The sequence below is a fragment of the Microbacterium sp. SZ1 genome (assembly GCF_002362255.1).
Classification (GTDB): domain Bacteria; phylum Actinomycetota; class Actinomycetes; order Actinomycetales; family Microbacteriaceae; genus Microbacterium.
This window is the reverse complement of sequence record NZ_LPVV01000012.1, coordinates 73,540-93,545: the sequence shown is the minus strand read 5'-3', so window position 1 is coordinate 93,545 and position 20,006 is coordinate 73,540. Positions and strand designations below refer to the sequence as shown.

Annotated in this window: 21 protein-coding genes; 9 read left to right on the top strand and 12 right to left on the bottom strand. The window is 69.7% G+C overall.

The genetic code is table 11. The features are described from left to right. The first annotated feature begins 3 nt into the window (after window positions 1-3). On the top strand, window positions 4-621 hold the full coding sequence (locus tag AUC47_RS08160; protein ID WP_096714717.1) for a GNAT family N-acetyltransferase: 618 nt from the start codon (window positions 4-6) through the stop codon (window positions 619-621). Window positions 622-639: 18 nt separating this feature from the next. On the opposite strand, the gene AUC47_RS08155 is transcribed toward AUC47_RS08160, so the two are convergent. From AUC47_RS08155 to AUC47_RS08130, 6 genes are all read right to left on the bottom strand, one after another. Next, the gene (locus AUC47_RS08155) at window positions 640-1,434 is read right to left on the bottom strand and encodes an ABC transporter ATP-binding protein (RefSeq protein ID WP_096714716.1); all 795 of its coding nucleotides are present in this window, start codon (window positions 1,432-1,434) and stop codon (window positions 640-642) included. Further along, entirely contained in the window at window positions 1,431-2,222 is a 792-nt protein-coding gene (locus AUC47_RS08150) for an ATP-binding cassette domain-containing protein (RefSeq protein ID WP_096714715.1), read from the bottom strand. The genes AUC47_RS08155 and AUC47_RS08150 overlap by 4 nt, the downstream gene beginning before the upstream one ends. Next, complete coding sequence (locus AUC47_RS08145) at window positions 2,219-3,085, bottom strand: ABC transporter permease (protein WP_096714714.1); 867 nt, start codon at window positions 3,083-3,085, stop codon at window positions 2,219-2,221. The genes AUC47_RS08150 and AUC47_RS08145 overlap by 4 nt, the downstream gene beginning before the upstream one ends. Further along, window positions 3,085-4,032: an ABC transporter permease gene (locus AUC47_RS08140; RefSeq protein ID WP_096714713.1), complete on the bottom strand. Its 948-nt coding sequence runs from the start codon at window positions 4,030-4,032 to the stop codon at window positions 3,085-3,087. Before AUC47_RS08140 ends, AUC47_RS08145 begins: the two co-directional genes overlap by 1 nt. Before the next feature lie 16 nt (window positions 4,033-4,048). Further along, the gene (locus tag AUC47_RS08135; protein WP_096714712.1) at window positions 4,049-5,569 is read right to left on the bottom strand and encodes an ABC transporter substrate-binding protein; all 1,521 of its coding nucleotides are present in this window, start codon (window positions 5,567-5,569) and stop codon (window positions 4,049-4,051) included. A gap of 95 nt (window positions 5,570-5,664) precedes the next feature. Further along, window positions 5,665-6,582 (bottom strand): alpha/beta fold hydrolase, encoded by a 918-nt coding sequence (locus AUC47_RS08130; RefSeq protein WP_256999485.1) that lies wholly within the window; start codon window positions 6,580-6,582, stop codon window positions 5,665-5,667. Window positions 6,583-6,759: 177 nt separating this feature from the next. Here AUC47_RS08130 and AUC47_RS08125 point away from each other — a divergent pair, with 177 nt between their 5' ends. The 3 genes from AUC47_RS08125 to AUC47_RS08115 are packed head-to-tail and all read left to right on the top strand — an operon-like array spanning window position 6,760 to window position 8,459. Next, window positions 6,760-7,236: a carboxymuconolactone decarboxylase family protein gene (locus AUC47_RS08125; RefSeq protein ID WP_096714710.1), complete on the top strand. Its 477-nt coding sequence runs from the start codon at window positions 6,760-6,762 to the stop codon at window positions 7,234-7,236. Beyond that, on the top strand, window positions 7,233-7,955 hold the full coding sequence (locus tag AUC47_RS08120; protein ID WP_096714709.1) for a tyrosine-protein phosphatase: 723 nt from the start codon (window positions 7,233-7,235) through the stop codon (window positions 7,953-7,955). The genes AUC47_RS08125 and AUC47_RS08120 overlap by 4 nt, the downstream gene beginning before the upstream one ends. Window positions 7,956-7,988: 33 nt before the next feature. Continuing rightward, entirely contained in the window at window positions 7,989-8,459 is a 471-nt protein-coding gene (locus AUC47_RS08115) for an SIP domain-containing protein (RefSeq protein ID WP_096714708.1), read from the top strand. Between the two features lie 30 nt (window positions 8,460-8,489). On the opposite strand, the gene AUC47_RS08110 is transcribed toward AUC47_RS08115, so the two are convergent. The 4 genes from AUC47_RS08110 to AUC47_RS16980 form a co-directional block, all read right to left on the bottom strand. Further along, window positions 8,490-8,927 (bottom strand): Fe-S oxidoreductase, encoded by a 438-nt coding sequence (locus AUC47_RS08110; RefSeq protein WP_096714707.1) that lies wholly within the window; start codon window positions 8,925-8,927, stop codon window positions 8,490-8,492. Then, a complete protein-coding gene (locus AUC47_RS08105; RefSeq protein ID WP_096714706.1) occupies window positions 8,924-9,727 on the bottom strand; it encodes an arginase family protein in 804 nt (267 codons plus the stop codon). Before AUC47_RS08105 ends, AUC47_RS08110 begins: the two co-directional genes overlap by 4 nt. Before the next feature lie 63 nt (window positions 9,728-9,790). Continuing rightward, on the bottom strand, window positions 9,791-10,537 hold the full coding sequence (locus tag AUC47_RS08100) for a PspA/IM30 family protein (RefSeq protein ID WP_096714705.1): 747 nt from the start codon (window positions 10,535-10,537) through the stop codon (window positions 9,791-9,793). Between the two features lie 55 nt (window positions 10,538-10,592). Beyond that, the gene (locus AUC47_RS16980; RefSeq protein WP_096714704.1) at window positions 10,593-12,638 is read right to left on the bottom strand and encodes a TPM domain-containing protein; all 2,046 of its coding nucleotides are present in this window, start codon (window positions 12,636-12,638) and stop codon (window positions 10,593-10,595) included. Window positions 12,639-12,760: 122 nt separating this feature from the next. On the opposite strand from AUC47_RS16980, the gene AUC47_RS08090 reads away from it, so the two are divergent. The 5 genes from AUC47_RS08090 to AUC47_RS08070 are packed head-to-tail and all read left to right on the top strand — an operon-like array spanning window position 12,761 to window position 16,813. Then, complete coding sequence (locus AUC47_RS08090) at window positions 12,761-13,600, top strand: DUF3097 domain-containing protein (protein WP_096714703.1); 840 nt, start codon at window positions 12,761-12,763, stop codon at window positions 13,598-13,600. Between the two features lie 42 nt (window positions 13,601-13,642). Further along, window positions 13,643-14,368, top strand: coding sequence for a tRNA (guanosine(46)-N7)-methyltransferase TrmB (gene trmB, locus AUC47_RS08085; RefSeq protein WP_096714702.1), 726 nt, complete (start codon window positions 13,643-13,645; stop codon window positions 14,366-14,368). A 2-nt stretch (window positions 14,369-14,370) separates the two neighbouring features. Next, window positions 14,371-15,258, top strand: a complete 888-nt coding sequence (locus tag AUC47_RS08080; RefSeq protein WP_373557856.1) for a CPBP family intramembrane glutamic endopeptidase — start codon at window positions 14,371-14,373, stop codon at window positions 15,256-15,258. Window positions 15,259-15,285: 27 nt separating this feature from the next. Then, a complete protein-coding gene (locus tag AUC47_RS08075) occupies window positions 15,286-15,678 on the top strand; it encodes a DUF1304 domain-containing protein (RefSeq protein ID WP_096714700.1) in 393 nt (130 codons plus the stop codon). 58 nt (window positions 15,679-15,736) lie between these two features. Next, window positions 15,737-16,813, top strand: a complete 1,077-nt coding sequence (locus tag AUC47_RS08070; RefSeq protein ID WP_179297564.1) for a DNA polymerase IV — start codon at window positions 15,737-15,739, stop codon at window positions 16,811-16,813. Between the two features lie 30 nt (window positions 16,814-16,843). Here AUC47_RS08070 and AUC47_RS08065 read toward each other — a convergent pair whose 3' ends face one another. Beyond that, complete coding sequence (locus AUC47_RS08065; RefSeq protein ID WP_096714699.1) at window positions 16,844-17,245, bottom strand: RidA family protein; 402 nt, start codon at window positions 17,243-17,245, stop codon at window positions 16,844-16,846. Window positions 17,246-17,360: 115 nt separating this feature from the next. Then, window positions 17,361-19,955 (bottom strand): X2-like carbohydrate binding domain-containing protein, encoded by a 2,595-nt coding sequence (locus tag AUC47_RS08060; protein ID WP_096714698.1) that lies wholly within the window; start codon window positions 19,953-19,955, stop codon window positions 17,361-17,363. Between the last annotated feature and the right edge of the window lie 51 nt (window positions 19,956-20,006).

The following is a 20,006-nucleotide window of genomic DNA, read 5'->3' as shown; positions in this document are numbered from 1 at the left end:
CGCATGCAGTTCGAGCCGGGGGACCGTCGTCGCGTCCTGCCGCGCCATCTGCGCCCGCAGCAGGCGCCGGACGTCTTCTCGTACAGCATCCGTCCGGCTCGCCCGGCCGATCTGGGCCACGTGCGCGAGATCTACAACCACTTCGTGAGCAACTCCGTCGTGACGCTCGACGAGCGGCGCAGCAGCATCCCGTACTGGCGGGAGAAGTTCGCATTCCTCGGCAAGCTCGGTCTGCCGTTCCTCGTCGCGGTGTCGCCCTCGGGCGTCGTGCTCGGGTACGCGCTCGCGCAGCCGTGGGCAGGGAAGAACGCCTACCGGTACACGGTCGAGGACTCGATCTACCTCGGTCCGGGCGCCGGCGGCAAAGGGCTGGGGAAGGCGCTGCTCCAGGCGCTCATCGACGCGTGCGAGCAGCTGGGCATCCGCGAGATGGTGGCAGTCATCAGCGACAGCAAGGCCGAGGCGTCGATCAGGCTGCACGAGCGCCTCGGGTTCGTCGAGGCAGGCCGCATGGGTCGGGTCGGCCACAAGTTCGGCCGTGAGCTGGGCACGGTCTACATGCGGCGGGCGCTCAAGCCGGCGAAGCGTCGACGGCTCTTCGGGGGAGCGGTCTCGCGCTGACCCGGCGGCATGCCGACGTCAGGACTCGGCGTGCGGGATGACCGGGATCGCGGCCAGCAGAGCACGGGTGTAGTCCTGGGTGGGCCGCAGCAGCACATCGGCCGTCGAACCCCTCTCGACGACGTGTCCGTCCTTCATGACCACGACGGTGTCGCAGAGATTCTGCACCACGCCGATGTCGTGGGAGACGAGCAGCAGCGTCAGGTCGGTCGTGCGCCGCAGCTCGACCAGCAGGTCCAGGATCTGCGCCCGCACCGTGACGTCCAGGGCCGAGAGGGGCTCATCGCCGACGAGGATCCGCGGGTGGTGCACGATCGCGCGGGCGAGGGCGATGCGCTGGCGCTGACCGCCGGAGAACTCGTGCGGGTACCGCTCTGCCATCTCGGGGTCCAGGCCGACCTGCAGGAGGACCTCCCGCACCCGTGCCGCGTGGTCGCCGTCGATGGCCAGGGCCCACAGCGGTTCCCGGATGATCTGCCCCGCCGTCATACGGGGGTCGAGCGAGGCGTACGGATCCTGGAACACGAGACCCGTCTCACGGCGGAGCCAGTGCAGGGAGCGAGCGGATGCCGTCGCGTCGACGCGCCTGCCTCCGACGTCGACCGTGCCGGTCGTCGGCGTGTCCAGACCGAGCAGCAGCCGCACGAGCGTCGATTTGCCCGAGCCGGATTCACCGATGATGCCGACCGACGACCCCTCTGCGACATCGAGGTCGGTGGGGGCCAGCGCCGTCTGCCGGCGCGTGCGCTCGAACGTCGAGCGTTTCGGGACCACGAAGTCGCGGCTCAGACCGCGCGCCTCGATCAGACTCATCCGATGCCTCCCTCCGGGCGCCACAGGGTCGCGGTCGCATCTCGCAGCAGCCCCTGCGTGATCGGCGAGGTCGGTGCGCTGAGCAGCGTGGCGACGGGCGCCTGCTCGACGACGCGTCCGTGCTCCAGCACGACGCCGTGCGTGGCCACCTGGGCGAGGACGGCGAGGTCGTGGGTGATGAACACGAGCGACATGCCCTGGTCGGCCACGAGCGACAGCAGCAGCGACAGGATCTCGGCCTGGATCGTCACGTCGAGCGCGGTGGTCGGCTCGTCCGCGATCAGCAGGCGCGGCCGGCAGGCGAGCGCCATCGCGATGGCGACCCGCTGTCGCTGCCCGCCGGAGAGCTGGTGCGGGTAGCGGCCCGTGATGGACGCGGGGTCGGGCAGGTGCACCCGAGCCGCCTCCTGCACCGCGCGCTCGCGCGCCTCCCTGCGACCGACGCCCTCGTGGATGCGGATCGACTCGGCGATCTGCCTGCCGACGGTCCGGATCGGATTCAGCGCGGTGCGGGGCTCCTGGAAGACGATGCCGATCTCGTCGCCGCGCAATCGTGCGAGCTCGCGATCCGGCATCCCGATCAGCTCGGTGCCGTTCCAGCGGATACTGCCGCTCGCGGTGGCGCCCTCGGGAAGCAGGCCGAGGACGGCCAGGGCGGTGAGCGACTTGCCCGAACCGGACTCGCCGATCAGGCCGACCCGCGCGCCGTCCGGAACCGCGAACGACACGCCGTCGACGACCCGGCGTCCATCGATCTCGATGACGAGATCCTCGACCTCGAGGCTCATGCGACCACCGCCGGAGTGTGCGTCTCAGCCGCTCGATGCCGCAGGGTCGGGTCGGTGGCCTCGCGCAGACCGTCGCCGAGGAGGTTGAGCGCGAGCACGGTGATCGTGATCGCGAGTCCCGGCCAGATCACCGAGAGCGGATGCACGCCGATGTAGCGCTGCAGATCGGAGAGCAGGAGGCCCCAGCTGGGCTCGACGACCGAGGCCCCGAAGCCCAGGTACGACAGGCCCGCCTCCGCCAGCACCGCGACGGCCATCGACCACGACAGCTGGACGATGAAGACGGGAGCGACGTTCGGCAGCAGGTGGCGCACGAGGCTCTGACCGGTTGTGAGACCGGATGCCCGCGCCGCGAGGATGAAGTCGCTCTGCTGCACGCGGCGGAGCTCGGGGCGCGTGACGCGGGCGATGTTGACGCCGAAGCCGATACCGACCGACCAGATGACGACCCACAGGGAGCCGCCCCAGACCGAGGAGATCATCATGGCGATGAGCAGCACCGGGAACGCGATGAGGATGTCGACGAGGACGGCCACGGTCTCTCTCAGCCACCGGGACGTGAGGGCGCCCAGCGCTGCGAGGGCGATGCCGACCACGGTCGCAACGAACCCGGCGCCGACGCTCACGAAGACCGTGGTGCGCGCCCCCGCCATCAGCAGGCTCAGGATGTCCCGGCCGGTGTCGTCGGTACCGAGCAGGTGCGGCCAGCTCGGCGTCGCCCAGCGCGACCGCAGATCGGAGTCCTGGGGATCGAACGGCGTCCAGAAGAGGGAGACGACGGCTGTGACGACGATCAGCGCGACCACGATCACGCCGAAGCGTCCCGTGCCGCTGCGCCAGAGCCTGGCGAACCAATCCGACATCAGGCCTCCCTCTGCCGCGGGTCGATGGCCCGGTGGACGAGGTCGACCACGAACCCGACGACGAGCACGAAACCGGTGAGGACCAGCAGCTCGCTCTGCACCTTGATGAGGTCGCGCGTGCCGACGTCGGTGACGAGCATGCGGCCGATCCCCGGCAGTGTGAACAGCTGCTCGATGACGACCGAGCCCACGATGATCCCGGCCACCTGAAGGCCGAGCACCGTCACGATCGAGAGCCCCACGGCCGGGATGCCGTGCGAGATGAGCGCCCGCGTGCGGGTCAGACCCTTCGCGGCGGCCGTTCGCACGAAGTCCTGGCCGGCGGCCTGAAGGGTCGCGCTGCGGACGAAGCGCATGAGCATGGCGCCCTCCACGATGCCGATCGTCAGCGCGGGCAGCAGCAGCGACTCGAGCGCCTTGCCGGGAGTGCTCCACCCGGTGCGGGGGAAGCCCTGCGGCGGGAGCCATCCGAGCCACACCGAGAAGACGACGATGAGCATCATGCCCGCCCAGACGACCGGCACGGCGGCGAGGGCCTGAGCGCCCACGCTGAGCGCGGTCCCGGTGCGGCGACCGCGCTGCAGGGCCGCGAGGATGCCGAAGGGGACGGCGATCAGCACGGCGATGAGCAGCGACAGGATGCCGAGGGGGACCGTCACCTGCGCTTTCTGCGCGAGCTCTTCGCCGACCGACGCGCCGGAGATCAGGGACGTTCCCAGGTCGCCGCGGAAGAGACCGCCGATCCACTCCGCGTACTGCGCCGGAAGCGGACGGTTGAGCCCCAGCGACTCGCGAAGTGCCTCCACCTCGGCGGGCGAGGCCTGGGTTCCGGCGATCAGCTGCGCGACGTCACCGGGGAACACGCGGAGCGTGAGGAAGATGATGACGCTCGACACGAGGAGCCCTGCGACGAGCAGGGCTCCTCGGACGAGCGTGTAGCGGATCACGGAGTGCGCGTCGTCGTCACTTCTCGGCGGCGACGGTGACGCCGGCGAGATCGATGCGCGAGTTGATGGAGTCCTGCGGGAACCCCTTCACGAGCGGGCTGACCGCCGTGATCGTGGCGCCGTTGTAGAGCCAGTCCGCCGCGTGATCCTCCGACACGATGCGCGCCGCCTCTGCGAGCAGCTTCGCCGACTCGTCGGGGTCGACCTCCGCGAGGGCCTTCGAGTAGAGGTCCTGCACCTCGGCGTTGTCGTACCCGAAGTAGTACTCGGGGTCGGCGAAGTTGCCGAAGTCGCGCGGCTCGACGTGCAGCACGAAACTCAGGTCGTAGTCATGGTTCGTGTACACGTCCTCCAACCAGGTCGGGAACTCGACGGAGTCGACCTTCAGGGTGACGCCGACCTTCTGGAAGTCGGAGATCAGCACTTTGGGCACGGTCGTGCCGTAGAAACTGGGAATCGTGAGGGTGAGCTCCAAGTCTTCCTGGCTGGCCTCCTTCAGCAGCTCCTTCGCCTTCTCTGGGTCGTAGGAGATCACGTCGGAGAGGTCCTCGTAGCCGGGGTCGAGCTCGGGGATGGGACCGTACAGGGTGGAGCCGGCGCCCACCGCCTCGACGAGACCCTCGTGGTCGATCGCCAACCGGAGTGCTTCGCGCACCCGGACGTCGTCGAGCGGCGCTTTGGCGTTGTTGAAAGCCAGCGTCGCCTTGTCGGTCGTTCGGCCGGTCGTCAGGGTGAACTCGCCCGAGTCCTCGAGCTGAGGTGCGAGGTTCGGGTCGACGGCGGTGAGCACCTGCACGCCGCCGTCGAGGGCGGTGTTCACACCGGCCGTGAAGTCGGGGATGTACTGGAACTCGACCTCGGCCACGCCGGCCGGCTCGCCCCAGTACGCGTCGTTGCGCGCGAACGTAATCGTGCTGCCCTTGTTCCACCGCGAGAGCGTGAACGGACCCGTGCCGTTCTCGGCGGTCTTGAGGTCGGTCGTGTCTCCGGTCTGGAACACGAGGCCGGCGGGGCCGGTCAGCGAGAACAGGAAGTTCTGGTTCGGCTCGGCGAGGACGATCTGCACGGTGGCCGGATCCGGAGCCGTGATCGACGCCACGGAGGCGAACTCGGCGTTGCCCTGCAGCGTCGTGTCGGTGCGCACGGCCTCGTACGAGGACACGACGTCGGCCGACGTGAGCGCCGCGCCGCTGTGGAAGGTGATGCCCTCGTTCAACGTGAAGGTGTAGGTCAGGCCGTCGTCGGACACCTCGTAGTCGGAGGCGAGGCGCGGGACGATCTGGTTCTCCTCGTCGCGGCTCACCAGACCCTCGTAGATGTTGTCGATGAGGATCTGCTCGATCGCCGCCCCGCTCGTGCGGCGGATGTCGAGGTTGGTGGGCTCGAGGACGAGCCCGACCTGCAGCGTCGCGTCGGGATCGGGGTCGCCGACCGGCGTGGTGCTCTCGGGTTCGGCGGTGCCGGTGCAGGCGCTCAGGATGACGGCGCTCGCCGCGATCGCGGAGATCAGCGCGAGTCGCCTGGTACGTCGGAACATGGGTGGGATTCCTCTCGGTGCGGCAGTTGCTGTGTGCCGATGGATCGAGCCTAGGGACGAGTCGGAGGGGTCGGGGTCGGATCGGGAACGGAACGTCACAATTCGGACGGGAGACGATCGGCGACGAGGGCCGCCAGTTCTCGCGGTGCGGTCTCCTGGACGTTGTGCGTGGCGTCGAGCGCGATCACGGTCGCGCGGGGGAGACGGCGGGCGAAGTCGTCCGCGTCCTCCGCCGTGACGAATCCGCGCTCCGCTCTCACGAGGGTGACCGGGGCGTCGATGTGCGCAAGGTCGTCCCAGCCCGCGGCGCTGAGCACCGACGGCGCCGCCGCCTGGCCCGGGTCGTGGGCGTCGAGGGCCTGCGCGGCGAGATGGGCGAAGTGGTGCTTCCACTCGACGCGGCCGTCGTCACGGACGCGGGTGTTGAGGAACACGCCCCGCTCCGTGTCGGGACGGGTGCCGCCGAAGCCGAACGCGATGGCCCTGTCGACGAGTTCGTCGCGGGTCGCGAAATCCGTGGGGCCGGCGTAGAACTCCCGCAGAGCCGCGGGCCCCGCCGAGGTGTCGATGCCCGGGGTGATGTCGACGACGACCAGGGCGGCGACGAGGTCGGGGCGTGCGGCCGCGAGAGCGGCTCCGGTGAGACCGCCGAGCGACTGTCCGACGACGAGCTGCGGCCGATCGGTCCAGGCGTCGAGGGCGGACGCGATGTCTACGGCGAGGGTTCGCGGCGTGTAATCGAGGTCATCCCGCCACGCGGAGTCGCCGTGGCCGGCGAGGTCGATCACGAGCGCCGGCTGTCGGAGGGCGAGAACCGTGGTGTCCCACGTGTGGGCGTTGAGCCCTGCACCGTGTAGGAGAGTGACGAGAGGCGGCTCAGCGCCGTAACGGAGTCCGCTCACCCGGCGTCCGTCGGGGAGAGGGAGTACGAGCCGCTCGACCTCGGGCACCGGAACGCCCAGAGCATCGGCCTGCGCGGGAAGATAGCTGAACTCGCTGATGTCGGTCGCCACGACGTTATTCTGCTCTGTCCGACACTCGCTGAGGAAATGCGGAATCAAAGCGCCAACTCTTAATTGGAGTTCACCTGGCGTAATGGCAACAAGGGCCGCATCTGGGTGAGCGTTTTGCATTTCTCGTGTCGTCACGTATCCAGCCGTCACCTCACCGCCGCGGAATATCATGATCGTATGACCGAGACGCGGGTGCACCTCTCCAAGACCGAGCCGACGGCCTATCAGGCTCTGGACGCCTTCGCGAAGACCGTCGGTCAGATCTGTGCGGCGAACGGCATCGACGACCGCCTCAGGGAGATCGTCATGATCCACTGCTCGCAGCTCAACGGCTGCGCGTACTGCACCCGAGTGCACGTCGACCGCGCCACGGCCGCCGGTGTCGACGCAGACACCATGATGCAGATCGCGACCTGGCGCGAGAGCGACGTCTTCACCGACAGGGAGCAGGCGGCTCTGGAGCTCGCCGAGGCGTTCACCTTCATCTCCGAGGACGGCATCTCCGACGACGTCTACAACCGCGTCGGGGCCATCTTCACCGAGAAGGAGTATGCAGCCCTCAGCTGGGCGTGCATCTCGATCAACGCCTTCAACCGCGTCGTGATCGCCGGACGCTATCCGGTGCCGCCGCGCGCGCCTCAGGCGCAGGCATGACGATCCTCGACATCGACGGCGTCACGAACGTCCGTGATGTCGGCGGCATGCCGGCCGAGGGCGGCCGCATCCGCTCCGGCATCCTGCTGCGCTCCGGTCAGCTGTCCGGTGCGACGACCTCGGGAGCCGACGCCCTGCGACACCGAGTCAGCCGCATCGTGGATCTGCGCGACGGCGAGGAGGTCGCCGCCGAGCCCAGCGGGATCGAGGGACCGGAGACGACACATCTGCCTCTGTTCCTCGGATCGGTCCGGTCGTTCTTCGAGAGCGACACGAGCCTGGACGATCTGTACCTGCACCTGCTCGAGGAGAGCGGTGATCGTCTGGTCGCTGCGATCCGCGTCATCGCCGAGGGGGAGCCGACGCTCGTGCACTGCACGGTCGGGAAGGACCGGACCGGGGTCACGGTCGCCCTCGCGCTCTCCGCGGTGGGTGCCGATCGTGAAGCGGTCATCGACGACTACGCCCTGACGGAGTCTCAGCTGCCGGCCGAGCGTTCCCGACGGATCGCGGCGTACCTGCGCAGTCAGCACCCGGAGGCCGTGCACGCCGTGGCGCTGGCGACGCAGTCGCCCGCCGAGGTCATGCGCACCCTTCTCGCAGTGGTCGACGAGCGTTGGGGGTCGGCGGCCGGGTATCTGCGGGCGAACGGGATGACGGATGCCGAGCTCGCGGCGCTCCGCGAGACGCTCGTCGAACCGGTGGGCGAAGAAGGTTAGGCAAGCCTTCACTTGGTGTACGATCGAAGCATCATGAGAGCTTCCCTCGACACCCGCAGCACGCGCGCCGAACGCCGCGCTGCTCGTCGTCGTGCGCACCACCTCGTGACGGCCGACGAGAACTCCCTCGCCGAGCTGGAGGCCTTCCTCGCGACTCTGCCGCTGTGCGCCTCGGGCCGCATCTTCATCGAGGTCGCGCAGACGTCGCACATCGGCGTGATCGACGCCCCCGGGCGCATGACCGTCACCTGGCTCGCTCGCGACCGCCGCTCCGGCGCTCCCGGCACCGGTCGCTCCTGCGCACCCGGCCAGGCTCTCGCCCGCGCGACCTGCGCGTGGGCCGACGAGATGCTGTGCGACATCGAGGACGAGACGCACATCACGCTGCTGGGCGGCTACCTCGGAACCGCCGACATCGTCGAGCACCTCACGGGCACGCTCGAGGTCGATGCGCATCGCATCCACGCTCCGGAGCGGTTCGGGCTGCTTCCCTCCGATCGCTGACCGGCCGCCGCGGCCGGAGCGCGTGGCCTGTCAGCGGGTGCGCCTGACGTAGTTGCCGTCTTCCAGGCCGGCCTCGATCTCGAAGCGATTGCGCAGCGGGTCGCGGCCGGCGAACAGGTACAGCACCGGCATGAGGAATCCGTAACGGAGCCACTGCGCCTTGTGCACGGCCTCGTGACGCAGCATCGCCTCGCTCGGCCGCGTGTCGCCGGTCAGGAAGCACCCGCCCACGCACACGCCTCCGCGGTTGTACGTCCATCGCGGCATCCCGCGGAACACCCACAGGCCTGCGCGGCGCTCGACCGGTCCAGTGCTCCACAGCGACCCCCACACCCATCCGACGGCGGTGCCCCACCAGTAGCCCAGTCGGCTGATCGGAGAGCGCAGCAGGAAGGAGGGAATGCGACGATCGAGGCGTCGCCCGCGCTCCAGAGCCCGCTCGGCGGCGGGTCGCCAGTCGGCGCTCATGCCACCGCTCCGACGAGTCGCAGCAGGGCGCCCAGGTCGTCGACGGCGTCGGCGGGAGAGCGCGGAGCGAAACCCGCGATCGTGGCGCCCGCCAGCGGGACGCGCTCGCGCAGTGCGCGGATCGACGCGCTCAGAGTGCCCGTCGCGACACCGAAGGGCGCGGCGTCGGTGACGCCCGACATCTCCGAGGGGTCGAGCACGTCGACGTCGATGTGCACCCACACACGCGAGGCGCCGGTCGCGGCGACGGCGTCCGCGAGCGCGTCCGGCTGATCGAGGTCGGATACCGAGAGCCTGCGGAGACCGTCGAGCACGGGGATCTCATCGTCGTCGAGGTTGCGCATCCCGACCGCGACGACACGGTCGCGGGGGATGCCGGGCGAGAGTGCGAGCTGCGGCTCGCCCTCACCGAGGACGGCGCGCAGCGCCATGCCCGAGAGGGCCCCTGAGGGCGAGGTGTCGGGGGAGTGCAGGTCGCCGTGCGCATCGCACCACACCACGGCCAGATCAGCGGTTCCGCCGGGCAGAGCGTCGAGCGCGGCCACCGTGACGCTGCAGTCGCCGCCGATCACGACCGTGTCGGCGGTCATGCTCTCCGAGACGAGCTCGCGGGTGCGTCGCAGCGCACTGAGACGCCGGACACCGGTGCCGAGCGCCTCGCCTGCCTCGACCGGCACGTCGAGCACCGTCGTCGCCGCGCGCGGCAGGTCTCCGGCGATGGCGGACGCGCCGTCCACGAGCAGCATCGCGCGAGCCGCCGGTGACCCCTGCCACTGCGGTACGACGAGGAAACGCACCATGATTCCCTCCCGGGGAAGTGCGGATGCCCCGGACGTGGTCGTCCGGGGCATCCGCGGTGTGGGTCAGGAGCCTTCGATGGCCTGGCGGGACGCGGTGGAGCCGCCGGCCTTCAGCTCGGCGAGGCGGGCCTCGACCTCGGTGAGCTCACCGAGGTCTTCCAGGCTCTCGAACTGGGCGTCCAGGCTTGAGGCGGCGAGCTCGGCCTTGCCCTGAGCGAGCGCCTCCTGGCGGCGCACCTTGTCTTCGAAGCGACCCAGCTCGCTGGTCGGGTCGAGGACGTTGATCGACGACACGGCGTCCTGCACCTTGGTCTGCGCCTCGGCGACCTTGGCGCGGGCGAGCAGCTCGCTGCGCTTGTTCTTCAGGTCGACGAGCTTCTCCTTCATGCCGTTGAGACCCGACTTGAGCTTGTCGACGATCTCGGTCTGCGCGGCGATCTGCGGCTCGGCGCCGGTCGCCTCGCGCTCGGCGCTGATCTGGCGCTGCAGCGCGATCTTCGCGAGGCTGTCGAACTTGTCGGCGTCGGCGGCGTTGCCGCTCGCGCGCATCTCGTCGGCCTTGCGGCTGGCGGCGAGGGCCTTGTTGCCCCACTCGGTCGCGGCCTGGACGTCTTCCTCGTGGTCGCGTTCGAGGAGACGCAGGTTGCCGATGGTCTCGGCGATGGCCGACTCGGCGTCCGCGATGCTGTTGGTGTAGTCGCGGACGAGCTGATCGATCATCTTCTGCGGGTCCTCGGCGGAGTCGAGGAGCGAGTTGATGTTCGCCCGGACGAGGGTCGAGATACGTCCGAAGATGGACTGCTTGGTCATGCGTGTTCCTTTCAGAGGGTCGTAGTCGAGGTCTGGGTGTCTGGGTGTCTGCGGTTCAGAAGCGTCGACCTCCCGAACGGCCGCTGCGGCCACTCGAGCGGCCGCCTCCGCCGAAGCCGGAGCTGCGGAAGCCGCCGCTGCCGCTGGATCGCCAGCTGCTGCGCCGCGAAGAGCCTCCGCCACCGCCGCCGCCTCCCGAGAGCAGGCCGCCGATGATGCCGCCGAGGATGTCCCCACCGAGACCGGAACCGCCGCCCCTGCTGACTCCGCCGCCGCCGAAGATGCTCCCACCCCAATCGTCGCTCTCGTAGCTACTCGGGTTCATCGCCGCCACGTCCGCCTGGGCGGACGCCGTCGCCTGCCGTGCGAGATCGAGCGCACGGCCGGCCTCGGTGAGCGCGGCGTCGGGGTCGGACGAGCGGAGGTCGAGCGCCTGGGTCAGCGTCGACTCGGCCTGCGAGAGCCGCGTGCGCGCCGTCGACCCGACTGTGCCTCGGCGGGTCTCGATGTACTCACGCGCGGCGCGGATCTCGGACTCAGCCTGCGCCAGGGTCTGCTCCATCATCTGCTGCGCGCGTCGGGCGCGCTCGACTGCCTGCGTGCCCTGCGCGATGGCGGCGTCGATCTGCGTGTTGGCCGCGGTGAGCGCTTCGAGCATCCGCTGCGGGTTGCGCCCAGCGCCGGTGCTGCTGGCCTGCGCCTGCTGCAGCTGCTGCGCCGTCGCGGCGGCGACGCCCGCGATCGTCCCGGTGGCGTCGGGCAGCTGCCGGGCGGCGGCGATGTCGGCCTGCAGTTCGGCCATCAGGGCCTGCGCCTGTGACTCGATGCGTCCGAGGTCGGCGCCCAGGTCGGTGATGGCCTTGACGAGCTGCGCGGCCTGCGCGACCGACTGCTCAGCGGTGCGGATCGCGAACGCGGCCTCTCCGGTGCGGCCGTCGGCGATCGCCTGCGCGGCACCGGCGATCGAGCGGTCCGCGAGCGCCGCGCGCTCGGCGGCCTGCGCCGGGTTGTCGGTCACGGTGCCGAGCGCCTGCTGATCGTAGGTCGCGGCGAGGTTCGCCAGCGCGGCTCCGGCCCCGGCCAGGACCGGGTCGATGGCCGCCCGCTCGCCCCGCACGCGCTCGAGCTCCCGCGGCGCGTTCTGCTCCAGCTCTCGGAGTTCGTCGAAAGCCTCGGCGTTGTCTTCGAGCACGTCGTCGATCTCGTCGCACAGCTGGATGATGCGGATGTGCCAGGCGCGACGGTCGTGGATCGTGTCCTCGATCTCGTCGTCGAGCTTCTGCTTCAGATCGAACGCCTCGGACATCTTCGCCTTCGCCGTCTCGACCGCGCCGCTGAACTCGGCGGTGGCGGCCTCGCCGAACTGCGCCACGGCGAAGCCGAGCTCCTCGCGGCTCGACGTGATCGCATCGTCGGCCCGTACGAGGGCGGCGCCGGCCTGCGTCTGCACCTGCTCGTCCGTCAGGGTCGAGAAGGGGTCGTTCGGGTCGGGTTTCTCGGGCATCGCGCCCCGGGCCCGGATCGCCGCGTTGCGGCGCGCTCGGCGTACGAGAGCGATCACGAGCCACACGAGAAGGCCGAGAACGACGATCCCGATCACGATGAGCGTGGCACGCAGGGCGCCCGCCCCGCCGTCGCCCTGGATCTCGTCGGCGGCGGTCATGATGGCGCCGCTCCAGTCCGCATCGCGCATCTGCGGGAGGATCTCGTCTTCGATCGCGTCGAGCTTGCCGCCGCTCAACGGTCCGTCCGACGCGGCGGAGATGTAGTAGTTCCGACCTTCGACCGCGACCGCGAGCAGGTACTGGTCGGATCCGAGCCCGTTGTCGTCGGCGACCGTGTCGGCCCACTGGATGCTGTCGGAGGGAGCGGTGAAGTCGTCGACGAACACGACGAAGAGCTCGACCGACGAGGCCTCGCTGAGCTGCTCGAGGCGGTCCTCGACGGCCTGCTTCTCGCTCTGGTCGAGCACGCCGGCGTCGTCGGTGACGAAACCGGGGTCGAGGGTGACGGGATCGGTCGCAAGAGCGGCGGGGGCGGAGAGCACGACGAGGGCGGACGTCACTGCGGCGGCAGCCAGCGCGAGAAACCGTGTCTTCATCGTCTTCCCTCCGACCGGCAGCCGAGCCCCATGGCACGAGTCTATGCACTGAGTCCGACACGCGACACCATCCGGGAGCGGATGGGCGTTCGCCGTCAGCGGAGACACATACGCTGGAAGGCATGGACGACAGGTACGGATCCGACGTGCTCGCGGCGGGGTGGAGAGAGCGGGGCAAGAAGCCCGTTCCGGACGTCGCCGCAGAGATCGACCTCGTCGTCGAGGTCGCCTCAGACGGCTATGTCGGCGCGGTCACGCGCGTGCAGGCGGGCAACGTCGAGCTCGAGGACCGTGTCGGGCGCAGACGCCTCTTCCCGCTCGGCGGCGGATTCCTCATCGACGGCGCGGCCGTGCGGCTGACGCCGCCTGCGGCGAAGCTGCAGGGCGCCAAGCGCACGGCATCCGGGTCCTTCGCGGTCGCCGACCAGCGGGCGCGGATCGCCCTTCCGAGCCGCATCCTCGTCGAGGGTCGACACGACGCGGAGCTCGTCGAGAAGGTGTGGGGCGCCGACCTGCGGGTCGAGGGTGTCGTGGTCGAGTACCTGCAGGGCGTCGACCTCCTCGGCGAGCTGCTCGCGGAGGAGCCGCCGAGCGCCACCCGACGCTACGGCGTGCTCGTCGATCATCTCGTTCCCGGATCCAAGGAGTCGCGCATCGCGGATGCCGTCGCTCGCGGTCCACACGGACGGCATGTGAAGATCGTCGGCCACCCGTTCGTCGACGTGTGGCAGTGCGTCACGCCGCGGGCGCTGGGAATCAGGGCCTGGCCGGAGATCCCGCGCGGCACCGACTGGAAGACGGGCGTCTGCCGAGCCTTCGGGTGGCCGCACGAGACCCAGGCCGACACCGCGCGGGCGTGGCAGCACATCCTGTCGAAGGTGCACACCTACCGCGACCTCGAGCCCGCGCTGCTCGGACGCGTGGAGGAGCTCATCGACTTCGTCACGGCACCGGCGGGCTGACCACGGTCGGGCGCGCCGGAAGCCGCCGACTACCCTGGAGACATGCCCGAACCCCGCACCTTCCGTGACGAACCGGTGTCCTTCGTGCGCCGCAGCGGCCGGATGTCCGATGCGCAGGAGCGCGCGTTCGAGGAGCTCGGTCCGCACTACCTGCTCGACGTCCGCCGCGACGTAGCCTGGACCTCCGTGCACCCCGAAGCGCGACTCGACCCCGCCGAGGAGTACGGGCGCGACGCCGACCTGTACGTCGAGATCGGCTCCGGACAGGGGCACGCGATCGTCGCGGCCGCCGCCTCCCGTCCGGAAGACGACTTCCTCGCGGTCGAGGTGTTCCGCGCCGGTCTCGCGCGCACGATGCTCGACGCCGATCGCGAGGGCGCCAGGAACCTGCGTGTGATCGAGGCCAACGCTCCCGAGGTCCTCGCGTCGTACCTCCCGGAAGGGGCCGCCGCCGAGGTCTGGGTATTCTTCTCCGACCCCTGGCACAAGAAGAAGCACACCAAGCGCCGCCTCATCCGACCCGGTTTCGGGGCGACGGCCGCGCGCGCTCTGCGCGACGGCGGTCTGCTGCGACTCGCCACCGATTGGGAAGACTACGCCCTGCAGATGCGAGAGGTCCTCGACGCCGAGGCCGACTTCGAGCGCGCGTTCGAGGGGGAGTGGGCCGAGCGCTTCGAGGGTCGCGTCATGACCGCCTTCGAGCGCAAGGGGATCGCGAAGGGCCGCGACATCCGCGACCTCGTGTACCGCCGGAAGCCCCGCGCGTGAGCGTGACGCGCGGCGCGACGACCGTGTGGCCGGGCATCGCCCCCGCGGTGCTCGTCTGCCTCGCCGCGCCCGCGTTCTTCGTGCTCGAGACGCCGTGGCTCGGCTGGATCCTCCTTGCCCTCGGCATCCTCTCGGCGTGGCTGGTCGAACGGAACCGGCCCCGCGTGCCGGCTCAAGCCGTCAGTGTGGGGTCGCGTCGAGAGTCCGCCCGCGTCATCGGAGTGCGCCGCGAGCCGTCACTCACCCGCGACCTCTCGCTCATCGCTCTCGGGATGCTGATCGTCAGCGTCATCCCGCTCGCCGCCGAGCTCGACAACCTCGCGATGCTGCGATTCACACTTGCCCTGGGTGGAGCAGTGGCCGTGCCGTACCTCGTGTCGCGCTTCGTGTTCCGCGATCGCGCGATCAGCTTCCCCTGGCGCTCGGGCAGGCGCTGGGGCCGGCTGCAGTGGGGCTGGCTCGTGGCCGTGCTCCTGCTCGGCTGGCTGATCCTGCCCTTCTACTTCATCACGAGCGGGGTCTACCAGAACTGGCCCGTCGTCGACACTCCCGACCTCATCGCCCGGCTCTTCGTCGGCGTCGGCGCGGTCGGCATCTGGGACGAACTGTTCTTCATCTGCACCGTGTTCGCGCTGCTGCGTCGACACTTCCCCGATGCGCTCGCGAACGTGCTGCAGACGATCGTTTTCGTGTCATTCCTGTGGGAGCTCGGGTATCGGGCCTGGGGGCCGGTGCTCACGATCCCGTTCGCGCTGCTGCAGGGGTTCATCTTCTTGCGCACGCATTCGCTCGCCTACGTGGTCACGGTGCACCTGCTGTTCGACGCGGTCGTCTTCGGGGTGCTCGTGCACGCGCACAACCCCGGACTGCTGCCGATCTTCCTCGTCTGACCTGCTGCCGCTCGATACGATCGAGACATGCTCATCGTCGGTCTCGTCCTGGCAGCCGCTGCCGCCGCCTTCCACGTCTTCATCTTCGCGCTCGAGTCGCTGAAGTGGACCGAACCCGAGACCCGCAAGATCTTCGGCGTGCCCAGTGAGGCCGACGCCGTCACGATGAAGCAGCTCGCCTTCAACCAGGGCTTCTACAACCTCTTCCTCGCCCTGACGACACTGCTCGGCATCGGTCTCGTGATCGTGGGTGCGCCGACCGCCGGCCTCACGCTCGTCTTCGCAGGCACCGGGATGATGGTCGCCGCAGCCCTCGTGCTCGTGCTCTCGGACCGCAGCAAGGCCCGCGCGGCGGCCATGCAGGGCACCCTTCCGCTGCTCGCGGTGATAGGGACGGTCATCGCCGTCGCGATCGGCTGACGCCGGTCCGGCCCGCAAGGGGGCTGACATCCCCGCGGTGTCCGGTCAGACTCGTCTCATGGCCGACTGGGTGCTGCACGTGGACATGGATCAGTTCATCGCCGCCGTCGAGGTGCTGCGGCGTCCTGAGCTCGCGGGCGTGCCCGTGATCGTCGGCGGACGCGGCGACCCGACCGAGAGAGCCGTCGTATCGACCGCGTCGTACGAGGCGCGCGCCTTCGGAATCGGATCGGGGATGCCCTTGAAGATCGCCGCTCGCAAGGCGCCGGACGATGCGGTGTTCTTACCGGTCGATCACGAGGCGTACGAATCGGCCTCGGCGCAGGTGATGGAGACGCTTCGCGGGCTGCCGGGTGTCGTCCTGGAGGTCATCGGCTGGGACGAGTGCTTCCTCGGCGTGGCGACGGACGACCCCGAACAGGTCGCGGGGGCCGCACAGGCGGCTGTCCTCGAGGCCACGGGGCTGCACTGCTCGGTCGGCATCGGCGACAACAAGGTGCGGGCCAAGATCGCCACGGAGTTCGGCAAGCCGCGCGGTGTCTTCCGCCTCACAGAGGCGAACTGGTTCGCCGTGATGGGGGAGCGCGGGACCCGCGAGCTGTGGGGTGTCGGACCCAAGGTGCAGAAGCGTCTCGCCGCCCGCGGTATCGACACGGTGCGCGAGCTCGCGGACGCCGACGAGTCCGAGCTCGTGGCCGAGTTCGGACCGCGGATGGGCGTCTGGTACCACGGACTCGGCTCCGGGATCGGACCGGCCGTGGTCGACGACACGCCGTGGGTGGCGCGCAGCCACAGCCGGGAGACCACGTTCCAGCAGAACCTCACGACGGCGGCCGAGGTCGAGGCCGCGCTCGCCGAACTCGCAGGCCAGGCCTTCGACGACTGCGCAGCCGAGGGCCGCCCCGTGATCAGGGTGCACCTGAAAGTCCGTTACGCGCCGTTCGAGACGAAGACTCTCGGCCGCAAACTGGCGGAGCCCACCACGCGGCGGCAGGACGTCATCGACGCTGCCCTGGAGCTGGGCGCCTCACTGGATGCCGACCGCGAGGTGCGTCTGCTCGGCGTCCGCGCGGAGATGGCGATGCCGGCAGGCGGAGACGGCGTCGAGCGCACGCCCGTCCGCGGTCGCATCTGAGGATCCCGCCACGTCGACGACGGACTCGCGTCACGCGCGCATCACGGCGGCGATCGCGCTCACCTCGATGACCGCGCCGGGGACGGCGAGCCCCGCTACGAGAGCCGCGCTGACGAGTGGCGGCGCCCCGTCGCGCGCGAGCGTCGCGGCCACGGCTCCGTAGGCGGCACGCAGATCGGCATCCTGACGGATGTAGATCGTCCAGCTGATCACGTCGTCGAGCGAGGCGCCCTGCGAGACGAGTGCCGTTCGGGCATTCTCGACGGCGCGGAGGGCCTGTTCTCCCGCGTCGTCGGATACGACGGCGCCGGTCTCGTCGACACCGTTCTGACCGCCGACGTAGATCGTGGTCGCGCCGGCCGGCACGACCGCGACATGACTGAAAGCGGGGCTGACGACGAGCCCCGCCGGTTGCGTGAGTGTGATCTCCATGACCAGAGTGTGCCCCGGGGGTCGGACATTTTGGGGGTCGGACATTCCGGGGGTCGGACATCCAGGGGACCGGAGACAGGGGCGGATCCACCGATGGCGATCCGCCCCCGTCCGATCAGCCGACCTTCTTCACCGTGTAGGCGAAGACGTCGGTCCGCAGCACCTCACCAGAGGTCTTCACGATCTCGATGACGTGCTCCTTGTCCTTCAGCCCCGACGCGGAGAACAGCTCCTGCGTCGTGAGACGCGTGGCGCTGTGCGTGTCGACCGTCTCGACCTTGGAGCCGTCGAGGTACACATCGACCCTGCCCTGATCCGGACCCTTCGGCGCGATCCACGACACCGCCGTCCCGCGGAAGGTGAAGGACACCCGGTCGCCGTCGGTCGTCGTGGAGTGCACGTCGTCGAGGTGGTCGCCTGCGAAGGCGAAGTCGAGCACGGCGTCCCCGACCGGGAGCGTGGCGAGGTACGCCGATGCGAGCGTCACCGTGCTCCCGCTGACCGTGTAGTCGACGTCGCGCTCGAGCGCCGCGCCGCCGACGCTGATCGAGCTCAGAGCGCTCGGGTCGCGCAGCAGATCGACCGAGACGTCGGCCGGTGCCGCCTTGTTGAAGGCGCCCGACGTCGTGCTGAGCTGGCTGTCGAGCGTGACGACGAGCTTGTCGAGGAGCATGAACGAACCGGACTTCTTCACGACGCGCAGCGTGTGGCTGCCGCTCGGCAGGTCGGAAACGCTGTATACGACCTGCTGCGACAGCCGGCCGTCGGCCGGATCCAGATACGTGCTCACGGTGTCGACGAGCTGCCCGTCGAGGTACACCTCGACGTCGCCCTGCGACTCGTGCTTCTCGGTGACGTACTGGATGCCGGTGCCCTGGAACGTGTACTGGAACGCGGCGCCGTTCGCCTCGGCGTAGTGCACGTCGTCGCCGTGGTCGCCCAGACCGCGGTTGTTGCTGTCGCCCCACGATCCGCTGTAGGCGATGCGCGAATCGTCGTCGTTGAGCGTCACCGTGACCCCGGTCGCGGGCGGGTTCGGGGTTCCGGCGCCCGGAGTGTCGGTCACGGCGACCGTGAACGGCTGGGAGGTCGCCGGCACCTCGGCCCCGCCGTTGCGCGTCCAGTCGCCCGCGTACGCCACCCGCAGCGCGTCGTCGTTGACCGTCAGCACCGACTGCTTGGCCGGGGTGACCTTGAGCAGTCGGGTACCGTGGATCGGCACGCTCTCGGCAGTGAAGCTGCCGTCGGCGGTGCCGAGGTTCTTCTTCGACCACAGGTCGCGGACCTTCGCCGAACCGTCGAGGCCGATGTCGGCGAAGTCGACGGTGATGTCGGCATCCGCTCGTCCGAGGTTGTAGAGCGCCACGGTGTACGTGCCGTCCGGGTTCAGCGCGTACCAGACCTGGTGCTTCGTCGCGGTGGAGACGGGACGCGCTGGCACGCCGGCCTGGTTGACGGCGATGACCTCGGGGTTCGTCACCAGTTCGAGGCCGTATTCGTCGAGGTTCGTCAGATCGTTCCCGAGGTAGAACGGCGCGGCCGCGGTGGCCCACAGCGTGGCCGCCGTACGTCGCTCGTCCTTGGTCAGCCCGTCCATCTTCCCGTTGCCCACGTTGAGCGAGTCGAGGTCGTTCCAGCCGGCGGGCCCGCCGTGCCGCCACCAGTCGGACAGCCGCGGGAAGAGCCGCGCCACGTTCTCCCACGTGGTCAGCGCCTCGTCGCCGCAGTAGCATTCGACGTCCCAGTCGACGCGCCAACCGTCGGCGTACTGCTTCCAGTAGTCGGCGTAGTCGATGTCGACGGCCCACGAGAGCTCGAACCAGATGTCGTTGCGCGCGAGCGCCTGCGACCACGCCGCGACCTCTTCGCGGGCGTCCATCGACAGGTCGCTCACTCCGGAGCCCGGTGTCACGCTGTCGAACTTGATGAAGTCGACGCCCCATTCGCCGAGCAGGTCGGCGATCGAGTCGATGTACTTCGTGGTGCACGGGTTGTCGAAATCGAGGCGGTAGCCGAAGCCCCAGTAGTCGCCCTGCTGGAGGGGCTGCTTAAGCAGGTTCTCGGTCGTGCAGCCGGGGGCGTTGTAGATCGGGAGGGCCTTCTGCGCCGTCTCGAGGCTCATGCCGGGGATCAGGTACAGGCCCACCTTCTGCCCGTTGTCGTGGACGTGGTCGATCACCGCGTCCAGGCCGTCGGGGTAGAGCGTCGCGCTGGGGATCGGACGGCCGTACTCGTCCTGCCCGCCGTTCCATCCGGCGTCGATGTTGATGTACTCGTAGCCGAACTTTTGCAGCTTGTCATGCATGGCGTCGGACTGCGCCATGATCTGGTCGGCCGTGATCCACTGGCCGCCCTCGTAGACCTGCATGCTGTAGCTGCTCCAGCCCATGTAGGGCCCGGATGCCGAGAGCGCGGTGACCCCGGTGTCCGACCGGGGTGCGGACTGACCGGCCGACCTACCGGCCGAGGGGTCGGCGGGCGCCGTCTCCGTGGGCGTGACCGACGGCGAGGGATCGGCGGTCGTCGCCGGTGCGCTCGGGGCGTCCGTCGGGTCAGGGGTCTCGGTGGGCGCCGAGGTCTCCGTGGGCTCGGGCGACGGTGTCGTCGTCTCTGCCCAGGAGGCGCCGGGCGCGAGGCCGACGGTCAGCGCGGTCACGGCGAGCGCCGCCGTGAGCGCGGCCGTTCGCCGGCGCGGTCGATGGGTCTTCATGGTGTTCCTCTCGGTCGACTGCTCTGTCGGGGATGGGGAAGGGAAGCGGAG